Genomic DNA, 10,699 nt, shown 5'->3' with positions numbered 1-10,699 from the left:
GGTTACATTTCGAACCCGGAAGCTAAGCCTTTCAGCGCCGATGGTACTGCAGGGGGGACCCTGTGGGAGAGTAGGACACCGCCGAACAATCATTGCAGAGAGCCCTGTCGGGAACTTCGGTTCCCGACAGGGCTCTCTTGCGTTGTGCTGCCCGCCACTTGGAGTTCATGTTGCGCGGGCACGATCGGTGCCATGGGACAGGAACTTCCTGCAGATGTGCTCCAGCATGCTCTGACCAGCGCGGGCGTGCGTCCGGGCGATGAAGTGATCGTGCCCTCGTACGGCACCTCCGAGGTCGTACAGGCCGTGCGACGGGCCGGCGGACTGCCGGTGTACGTGGACATAGACCCCGACACCTTCTGCATCGATCCGGCGGCTGTCGATGTCGCGGTGACGTCGCGCACTGCGGCTGTCGTTCCGGTGCATCAGTTCGGCCACCGGGCCGAGATGACGCGTATCACTGAACTCGCGGAGCGCCGCGGCCTTTTGCTCGTGCCGCACGCCGTCCAGCAGAGCTCCTCCGCGGAGACGGTGAAGCGTCAGGCCAATGCGGCTTTCCTTACGCAGAGGCTCAGCGATGTGATCACCCCGCGCGTAGCGCCCGGGACCGAACACACCTTCCTGCAGTACGTCGTTCGCGTGCCCGGCAATGGGCGGCCGGACCGGGACGCGTTCGCGCGGACCTTGCGGTCGAAGGGAGTTCGGTGCCAGGTGCCCGTACAGACTCCCGTGCACCGTATGCCGCCCTTTCGGCGCGATGTGTGGCTGCCCGAGACGGAGCGGGCGGCGGACGAATGCCTGTCGCTGCCCGTCGAAGCGGGTATGACGCGGCGGGAGTTGCAGCGTGTGGCATCGGCGTGCAACGCGCTCGGCGGGCTGTTGCAGCCCGCGTAGTGGACGACAGGACGGGGCGGCCAACCGATTCGGGCGGGCACGGGAGTTCGGGTATGATCGTGTCCGCTGCCGCGCCCCAATAGCTCAGTCGGCAGAGCGTCTCCATGGTAAGGAGAAGGTCTACGGTTCGATTCCGTATTGGGGCTCCATGCAGGAAGGCCCCCGCCATCGTGGCGGGGGCCTTCTTCGTTTCTGAACGCGGCTTTGGCCGGGCCGCGTTGTGTCAGGAATCCTGGACGACTGTCTGCAGCTCCGGGACGCGCATCGCGAGGATGGCCATGTCGTCGGACGGGGAATCCGCGGCGAAGCGCTCCACGGCCCGCAGGACCCGGGCCGCGACCGCCCCGGCCGTGAGGCCCGTGCAGGTCGTCAGCACGTCGATCAGGCCGTCGTCGCCGAGCATGCGGGTGCCTTCACGGCGCTCCGTCACGCCGTCGGTGACGCACAGCAGGACATCGCCCGGATCGAGCCTGACGGTCTGCTCGTAGAGCTCCAGGTCCTCCATCACGCCGAGGAGCGGCTGCGGTTCGGCCGCCGGCTCCACGCTGCCGTCCTGGCGCAGGCGCAGCGGCAGGGGATGACCGGCGCAGACGACCTTGAGGACCGCGCTGCCGTCCTGCTGGGGCCACAACTCGCCGTAGAGGAGGGTGAGGAACCGGCTGCGGGCGCCCTCGTCGAGGATCGCGGTGTTGAGGCGCTCCAGCACCGCGGGGCCGCCGAAGCCCTCGCGGGCGAGGAGGCGCAGTGCGTGCCGGGCGAGTCCGGTGACGGCGGCGGCCTCCGGCCCCGTGCCGCAGACGTCGCCGATCGCGAAGCCGTACGCCTCGTCGCGGATCGGGAAGACGTCGTAGAAGTCGCCGCCGACCTCGTTGCCCTCTCCGGCGGCGCGGTAGATGACCTCGACCTCGACGCCCGGGATCTCGGGCAGTTCGGGCGGCAGCAGACTGCGCTGCAGGGACTGGCTGATGGCGGTGCGCTCGGAGTACAGCCGTGCGTTGTCCAGGGCGAGCGCGGCCCGGCGCGAGAGGTCCTCGGCGAGTTCGAGGATCTCCTGCCGGAAGTGCTCCTCGGTGGGCTTGCCGAGGGTGAGCATGCCGATGACGCGGTTACGGGCCACCAGCGGCAGAACGACCGTTTCCCCGCCGACGGCGGAGGCGGTGGCCAGCGACGGTCCGGGGCCGGAGGTGACCTGCGAGGGGTCGCCCATGTCGACGGCACGGAGCGAGGAGCGGAGTGCCGCGGCGTGTGCGGCGTCGCTCGGGGCGGTCCATACGCGGGCCCCGGGGGTCGGCACGGGGTCGGGCGGTGCGACCTTGCCCAGCAGGGTCTTGAGCCCGTCGATGCGGTCCTCGTCCTCGTGCAGGACGTAGGAGAGTTCGGGCTCGGACGACGGGTCGGCGACCGTGTAGACCGCGCACCAGGTGGCGAGGGTCGGCACCGTCATCTGGGCCATGAGGGCCAGGGTCTGGTCGCGGTCGAGCGTGCCCGCGAGCAGGTCGGAGGCCTCGACGAGGAACGAGAGCGATCCGCGGCGCAGCCGTTCGAGCTCGGTGAGGCGGGCTCGTTCGACGGCCAGCGCGATGCGGTCGGCCGCGAACTGCAGGCGCAGTGCTTCCTCGTTGGTGTAACGGCCGGACGACTCCGCCGCGACGCCGAGTGAGCCGGTCAGGCGGCCCTCGACCTTCAGCGGGACGGTGACGACCGAGCGCATGCCGGTGCCGCCGAGGAGCGGTACGGCGCCGGGCACGGCGGAGAGGTCCTCGTGTACGGCGGGCATACGGGCGGAGCCGTAGCGCCCGGTCCCGGCCTCGACGGGGACGCGGGCGAAGCGCTGGCGGGCGGAGGGCAGTCCGGTGGAGGCGCGGACCTCGAGTTCGGTCTCGTCGTCCGTGGCGAGCAGGAGGTACGCGGCGTCGCCGTCGAGCATGTCCCGGGCCCGCTCCACGGTGCGCTGGAGGAGGCCGTCGAGATCGTCCGGGGCGGGGGAGCCGATGAAGACCTCGAAGGGGTCGGCGGCGGGCCCGCGTCCGTCCGTCGTGGTGGCGGACGAGTCGCCGGCGGGGGGCCGCAGCGTCGTCTGCAGGATGGCGCGCTCGTGGTCGCGGACGAGGAGGAGCACGGTCGAGGGCTCGCCCTCGGAGTCGCGGACGCGCAGATGCGAGGCGTAGACGGGTACGACGCGGCCCTCGGTGTCGCGGATGCCGTACGAGCCCTCCCAGCGGGAGAGCTGGAGCGCCTCGACGATGCCGGTGCCGGTGCCGGGGGTGTGGGGCCAGGCGGCGAGGTCGGTGAGCGGTTTTCCGATCACCTGTTCCGGGGCGTAACCGAAGAGCTCCTGTGCGTCGTCATTCCACGAACTGACGTTTCCGCCGCGCTCGATCTGGATGACGGCGACGCGGACGTGGGAGTCGGCGACGGGGAGTGCGACGGTGGGGAGCGCGGGGCCGGCGGAGCGTGTGCCGGCGGGGCGCTCGGCGAGGTCGAGCTGGAACCAGACCTGCTTGTTCGTGGCGCTGTACTCCACGCCCCACCGGCTGGCCAGGGCTCCGCACAGCAGGAGGCCCCTGCCGCCCTCACGATCCGGGTGTGCGTGGTGACGGCCCGTGTTCTGCAAGGGGAGTTCGCGCTCGGGGTAGCGGTCGGCGACCTCGACGCGTACGCCCTGTTCGTTGCGGAGACACAGCACGTCGGCGGAGGTGCCCGCGTGCACCACGGCGTTGGTGACCAGTTCGCTGGTGAGGACGACGGCGTCGTCGACGATGTCGGAGAAGCCCCATCCCTGGAGGGTGTCGCGGACGAATGCGCGGGCGGAGGCGACGGATCGCCCGACCGGTTCGAACGTGGCCGCAGCCCGCGCGGTGATCACTGGTCTCCTCATGGGTGGTACGTCGTCCGACCCCGGGGTGGTGCGGCCGTCGACGACGGGCCCGGGAGCCGTTGGGTGGTCCGCTCGGTCGGGCCCGTGACCGATATCACCGTCCGCGACGCCCTGCTGGACCAGGCTCTCGCCCCGCTCCTTCATCCCCGCTCCCTATGGCCGGACGTCCCGGCCGCCCCTCCGATGCCTTGTCGTCTCACACGCCACCGCCCTCCCGGGAGGCGGGCGGATGGACAGACGGATGCCAGGTTACTTACCTTCGCCGTCCGTGCGGATGCCGGTCGCGTGTGTTTACGCCTCCGGAGTGCGGTAGAGGCTAGTGCGGGCGGCCGGTGTGCGATGCTGCCGAACTGTTATGGCCTGGTTGGGCCATGGTGAAACACTGGGAAGGTTCCATAGAGGACCTTGCCCGGATGGTCGACCCTGCAGGAGGGACACGGTGGAGTCTGGCGCAGCGGCGCGGGCCGCGAGCACGCGCGCGAAGGGCGGACGGTCCCGTAGCAACGGGACGACCGAGGTGGATACGGCGTCGCTGAATCGATTGCTCACCGCGCTGGTCGCGATGCGGGACGGTAATTTCAGGAAACGATTGACGGTGTCGGGCGAGGGCGTCATGTCCGAAATCGCCGCCGTGTTCAATGAAGTCGCCGATCGCAATCTGCATCTGACCGGCGAGCTCGCCCGCGTACGGCGCGTGGTGGGCCGCGAGGGGAAGCTGACGGAGCGGCTGGAGACGGGCGCCTGCGAGGGCTCGTGGTCGGCCGCCATCGACGCGTCCAACGCGCTGGTGGACGATCTCGTACGGCCCGTGTCCGAGGTCGGCCGGGTGCTGTCCGCGGTCTCCGAGGGCGATCTCTCGCAGCGCATGGATCTGCGGGCGCAGGGCGCCGACGGGACGGCGCATCCGCTGCGCGGTGAGTTCCTGAAGGTGGGCCGTACCGTCAACGGGCTGGTCGACCAGCTCTCGGCGTTCACCGACGAGGTCACGCGCGTGGCCAGCGAGGTGGGCACCGAGGGGAAGCTGGGTGGCCAGGCCAAGGTGCGGGGCATGTCCGGTTCCTGGAAGGACCTGACGGACTCCGTCAACACCATGGCGTACCGGCTCACCGCTCAGGTGCGGGACATCGCGCTGGTGACGACGGCGGTCGCCAAGGGCGATCTGTCTCGGAAGGTCACAGTCCATGTGGCCGGCGAGATGCTGGAACTGAAGAACACCGTCAACACGATGGTCGACCAGCTCTCGTCCTTCTCCTCCGAGGTGACGCGAGTCGCCCGTGAGGTGGGGACCGAGGGCGAACTCGGCGGCCAGGCACAGGTTCCCGGTGTCGCGGGCGTCTGGAAGGACCTCACCGACTCGGTGAACCTCATGGCGGGCAACCTGACCGCGCAGGTGCGCGGGATCGCCCAGGTGACCACCGCGGTCGCCAACGGCGATCTGTCGCAGAAGGTGACGGTGAGTGCACGCGGCGAGGTCGCGCAACTCGCCGAGACCATCAACACGATGACCGAGACGCTGCGCACCTTCGCGGACGAGGTCACGCGCGTCGCGAACGAGGTCGGGGCCGAGGGCCAGCTGGGCGGTCAGGCGCAGGTGCCGGGTGCGGCGGGTACGTGGAAGGACCTGACCGATTCGGTGAACACCGCGTTCCGCAACCTGACGGCGCAGGTGCGGGACATCGCGCAGGTGACGACGGCCGTGGCGAACGGCGACCTGTCGCAGAAGGTCACCGTCGATGTGGCCGGCGAGATGCTGGAGCTGAAGAACACCGTCAACACGATGGTCGACCAGCTCTCCTCCTTCGGTGCCGAAGTGACGCGTGTGGCGCGTGAGGTCGGTGTGGAGGGTGAACTCGGAGGCCAGGCGCAGGTCCCGGGGGCCGCGGGGACGTGGAAGGACCTCACCGACTCGGTGAACACCGCCTTCCGCAACCTCACCGGACAGGTGCGCAACATCGCGCAGGTGACGACGGCGGTGGCGAACGGCGATCTGTCGCAGAAGGTCACCGTCGACGTCTCCGGCGAGATGCTCCAGCTCAAGGCCACCGTCAACACGATGGTGGACCAGCTGTCCTCCTTCGCGGACCAGGTGACGCGCATGGCGCGCGACGTGGGTACGGAGGGCCGGCTGGGCGGTCAGGCCCGGGTGGACGGCGTCTCCGGCACCTGGAAGGAGCTGACCGACTCCGTCAACTTCATGGCGGGCAACCTGACTTCCCAGGTGCGGCAGATCGCCCAGGTCACGACCGCGGTGGCACGCGGTGACCTGTCGCAGAAGATCGACGTCGACGCCCGCGGCGAGATCCTGGAGCTGAAGAACACCATCAACACGATGGTCGACCAGCTGTCCGCCTTCGCGGAGCAGGTGACCAGGGTCGCCCGTGAGGTGGGTACGGACGGCCGGCTGGGCGGCCAGGCGCAGGTGCCCGGCGTCGCGGGCGTGTGGCGCGATCTGACCGACTCCGTGAACGGCATGGCGGGCAACCTCACCGCCCAGGTCCGCAATATCGCGCAGGTCGCCACCGCGGTGGCGCGCGGTGACCTGTCGCAGAAGATCGATGTGGACGCCCGTGGCGAGATCCTGGAGCTGAAGAACACCCTCAACACCATGGTGGACCAGCTGTCCTCCTTCGCCGACCAGGTGACGCGGGTGGCCCGCGAGGTGGGCACCGAGGGCATCCTGGGCGGCCAGGCCGAGGTGCAGGGCGTCTCCGGTACCTGGAAGGACCTCACCCAGTCCGTCAACTTCATGGCGAACAACCTGACGTCGCAGGTGCGCAACATCGCCGAGGTGACGACGGCGGTCGCGCGCGGCGACCTGTCCAAGAAGATCACCGTCGATGCCAAGGGCGAGATCCTCGAACTCGTCACCACCGTCAACACGATGGTCGACCAGCTGTCCTCGTTCGCCGAGCAGGTGACCCGCGTGGCCCGTGAGGTGGGCACGGAGGGCCAGTTGGGCGGTCAGGCCCGGGTGCCCGGCGTCACCGGCATCTGGAAGGACCTGAGCGACAACGTCAACCTGATGGCCAACAACCTCACCATCCAGGTGCGGAACATCTCCCAGGTCGCAGGCGCGGTCGCCAACGGCGACCTGACGAAGAAGGTGACGGTCGAGGCGCGCGGCGAGGTCGCCCAGCTCGCGGACACCGTCAACTCCATGGTGACGACGCTGTCGTCGTTCGCCGACGAGGTGACCCGCGTGGCGCGCGAGGTGGGCACCGAGGGCATCCTCGGCGGCCAGGCGAGCGTGCCCGGCGGATCGGGTACGTGGAAGGACCTCACCGAGTCGGTGAACTCGATGGCGTCCAACCTGACCGGCCAGGTCCGCAACATCGCCCTGGTCACCACCGCGATCGCGAAGGGCGATCTCACCAAGAAGATCGACATCGATGCGCGGGGCGAGATCCTCGCGCTGAAGACGACCATCAACACGCTGGTCGACCAGCTCTCCTCGTTCGCCGAGCAGGTCACCCAGGTGGCCCGGGAGGTGGGCACCGAGGGCAAGTTGGGCGGGCAGGCCCGCGTCCGCGGCATCGAGGGCACGTGGCGCGACCTGACCGAGTCGGTGAACGAGATGGCGGGCAACCTGACCCGTCAGGTGCGCGCGATCGCCGCGGTCGCCGCCGCGGTGACCCGTGGCGACCTCAACCTGAAGATCGACGTGGACGCGGCGGGCGAGATCCTGGAACTCCAGGACAACATCAACACGATGATCGCCACCCTCCGCGAGACCACGCTCGCCAACAAGGAGCAGGACTGGCTCAAGGGCAACCTCGCCCGGATCTCCGGTCTGATGCAGGGTCGCCGCGACCTCAAGGACGTGGCGGGACTCATCATGAGCGAGTTGACGCCGGTCGTCTCCGCCCAGCACGGCGCGTTCTACCTCGCGCTGCCGATCAGCGATGCCACGGAGATCGGGGGCCCCGCCGAGGACGGTTCGTACGAGCTGCGCCTGATCGGGTCGTACGGCTACTCGATGGGGACGATGCCGACGACGTTCCGGCCGGGGGAGACACTGATCGGCACGGCCGCCGAGGAGAAGCGGACGATCCTCATCGAGAACGTGCCGCCGGGATACCTGAAGATCGCCTCCGGTCTCGGCGAGGCGCCGCCGGCGCATGTGATCGTGCTGCCGGTGCTCTTCGAGGGCCAGGTCCTCGGTGTGATCGAGCTGGCATCGTTCCAGCCCTTCGCGCAGATCCAGAAGGACTTCCTCAGCCAGATCGCCGAGATGATCGCCACGAGCGTCAACACCATCAGCGTCAACACCAAGACCGAGGTGCTGCTCGGGCAGTCGCAGGAGCTGACCGAGCAACTGCGCATCCGCTCGGCCGAGTTGGAGAACCGGCAGAAGGCCCTCCAGTCCTCCAACGCCGAACTGGAGGAGAAGGCCGAGCTGCTGGCCCAGCAGAACCGCGACATCGAGGTCAAGAACACCGAGATCGAGGAGGCGCGGCAGGTCCTGGAGGAGCGTGCCGAGCAGCTCGCGGTCTCCATGCGCTACAAGTCCGAGTTCCTGGCCAACATGTCGCACGAGCTGCGCACGCCGCTCAACTCGCTGCTGATCCTTGCCAAGTTGCTGGCCGACAACGCCGACGGCAATCTCTCCCCGAAGCAGGTGGAGTTCGCCGAGACGATCCACGGCGCGGGCTCGGACCTGCTGCAGCTCATCAACGACATCCTCGACCTCTCCAAGGTCGAGGCGGGCAAGATGGACGTCAGCCCGACCCGTATCGCCCTGGTGCAGCTCGTGGACTACGTCGAGGCGACGTTCCGCCCGCTGACGGCCGAGAAGGGTCTGGACTTCTCCGTACGGGTCTCGCCCGAGCTGCCCGCCACGCTCCACACCGACGAGCAGCGTCTGCTGCAGGTGCTGCGCAATCTGCTGTCGAACGCGGTGAAGTTCACCGACGGCGGGGCAGTGGAGCTGGTGATCCGCCCGGCCGGGGCGGAGGTTCCGGCGACCATCCGCGAGCAGTTGCTGGAGCACGGCTCGCTGCGCGCCCCGGACGCCGACATGATCGCGTTCTCGGTGACGGACACCGGCATCGGGATCGCGGCCAGCAAGATGCGGGTCATCTTCGAGGCGTTCAAGCAGGCGGACGGCACGACGAGCCGGAAGTACGGCGGTACGGGCCTGGGCCTGTCCATCAGCCGGGAGATCGCGCGGCTGTTGGGCGGCGAGATCCACGCGGCCAGTGAACCGGGCCGCGGTTCCACCTTCACGCTCTACCTGCCGCTCAACCCGACCGAACTGCCCCCGCAGGGCTACCCGCAGCTCGCGCCCGCGGGTCCCATGGGCGCCGGCGCCGTCGCGGCGCCCGCGGGCGACCCGCTGCTCGGCATTTCGGCCGGCGAGGAGAGGCCGCGGGAGTTGGAGAGCGCCGAGGAGGACGCCGACGCCTCGTACACGCGGTCAGGGCGCCGCGGTGTCAGCGGGCTGGCACGGTTGCGGCGGAAGACGGCCGAGCCGGCCGAGGAGGTGTCCCAGAACGGGGTACCGGGCGGGCAGGCGCCGCAGGAGGCGTGGCTGGACAAGGGGCGCGACCTCGTCGAGCGCGGCTTCGAGGGCGGCTTCCACGGGGAGAAGGTGCTCATCGTCGACGACGACATCCGCAATGTGTTCGCGCTGACAAGTGTGTTGGAGCAGCACGGTCTGTCGGTGCTGTACGCGGAGAACGGCCGCGAGGGCATCGAAGTGCTGGAGCAGCACGACGATGTGGCGGTGGTTCTGATGGACATCATGATGCCGGAGATGGACGGCTACGCGACAACGGCGGCGATTCGCCGGATGCCGCAGTTCGCGGGGCTGCCCATCATCGCGCTGACCGCGAAGGCCATGAAGGGAGACCGGGAGAAGAGCATCGAGTCCGGTGCGTCCGACTACGTCACCAAGCCGGTGGACACGGATCATCTGCTCGTGGTCATGGAGCAGTGGATGCGACCCGAGGCCGAGTGAGCGTGACGGAACGCACAGAGATTCGCGGGATCGATGTGCGCGATCGTGTGTGGAAACGCGGGAATCGGGGAACTTTCTGGTCTCCCACCGCGTTTCCGGTACGTGCACAGTGACATCGCGGTGACAGGGTGTGTCGACAGGCGGGGTGCGGCTACCATGACCGGCACGAGGACGGGCGACGCAAGGGAGTCGTCCCCTGGGGTGGCCGGTGCTTCCCCGAGTCCTGTGGACAGGGGCGGCCCCATGCCGGGGCGAGGAGGGCGGGCCATGGTGCAGAAGGCCAAGATCCTCCTGGTCGATGACCGGCCGGAGAATCTGCTGGCGCTGGAGGCCATTCTCTCCGCGCTCGATCAGACCCTGGTGCGGGCATCGTCAGGGGAGGAAGCGCTCAAAGCGCTGCTGACCGATGACTTCGCGGTGATCCTGCTGGATGTCCAGATGCCGGGCATGGACGGGTTCGAGACCGCGGCGCACATCAAGCGGCGTGAGCGGACGCGGGACATCCCGATCATCTTCCTGACGGCCATCAACCACGGTCCGCACCACACCTTCCGCGGATATGCGGCGGGCGCGGTGGACTACATCTCCAAGCCGTTCGACCCCTGGGTGCTGCGCGCGAAGGTCTCGGTCTTCGTCGAGCTCTACATGAAGAACTGCCAGCTTCGCGAGCAGGCGGCCCTGCTCCGGCTGCAGTTGGAAGGCAACGGGAGGCCGGACCCGGAGGCGGCCAAGGAGCCTGCCGGGCTGCTGGCCGAGCTGTCCGCCCGGCTTGCGGCCGTCGAGGAGCAGGCCGAGGCGCTGTCAAAGCAGTTGGACGACTCCGCCGATGCGGCCGCCGTCGCCACCGCCGCCCATCTGGAGCGCAAACTCACGGGGCTGCGGCGGGCGTTGGACGCGCTGGAGCCTGGTGCGGGGAGCGGAGCCTCTCCGCTGCCCTCGCAGAGTTGACCGGGGGCGGCTCTCCGCTC

The 10,699-nt window shown here is 69.1% G+C and carries 4 protein-coding genes, 1 tRNA gene and 1 rRNA gene; 5 read left to right on the top strand and 1 reads right to left on the bottom strand.

The features are described from left to right. From rrf to ACGFNH_RS31565, 3 genes are all read left to right on the top strand, one after another. Window positions 1–87, top strand: a 5S ribosomal RNA gene (gene rrf, locus ACGFNH_RS31575); the annotation flags it as partial. Window positions 88–192: 105 nt separating this feature from the next. After that, window positions 193–894 carry a DegT/DnrJ/EryC1/StrS family aminotransferase gene (locus ACGFNH_RS31570; RefSeq protein WP_393659642.1) on the top strand — a complete coding sequence of 234 codons (702 nt, stop codon included), beginning with the start codon at window positions 193–195 and terminating at the stop codon, window positions 892–894. 73 nt (window positions 895–967) lie between these two features. Further along, window positions 968–1,043: transfer RNA gene (locus ACGFNH_RS31565), tRNA-Thr, on the top strand. A 74-nt stretch (window positions 1,044–1,117) separates the two neighbouring features. Here ACGFNH_RS31565 and ACGFNH_RS31560 read toward each other — a convergent pair. Next, window positions 1,118–3,772 (bottom strand): SpoIIE family protein phosphatase, encoded by a 2,655-nt coding sequence (locus ACGFNH_RS31560; RefSeq protein WP_393659640.1) that lies wholly within the window; start codon window positions 3,770–3,772, stop codon window positions 1,118–1,120. Window positions 3,773–4,211: 439 nt separating this feature from the next. On the opposite strand from ACGFNH_RS31560, the gene ACGFNH_RS31555 reads away from it, so the two are divergent. Then, entirely contained in the window at window positions 4,212–9,731 is a 5,520-nt protein-coding gene (locus tag ACGFNH_RS31555; RefSeq protein WP_393659629.1) for a HAMP domain-containing protein, read from the top strand. Window positions 9,732–9,998: 267 nt separating this feature from the next. Continuing rightward, the gene (locus ACGFNH_RS31550; RefSeq protein ID WP_393659627.1) at window positions 9,999–10,679 is read left to right on the top strand and encodes a two-component system response regulator; all 681 of its coding nucleotides are present in this window, start codon (window positions 9,999–10,001) and stop codon (window positions 10,677–10,679) included. Window positions 10,680–10,699: the final 20 nt, after the last annotated feature.

Origin of the sequence: Streptomyces sp. NPDC048639 (assembly GCF_043199075.1) — a bacterium.
In the GTDB taxonomy this organism is placed as follows: domain Bacteria; phylum Actinomycetota; class Actinomycetes; order Streptomycetales; family Streptomycetaceae; genus Streptomyces.
The sequence above is the reverse complement of the archived record's forward strand: the minus strand, read 5'-3'. Positions and strand labels throughout refer to the sequence as shown.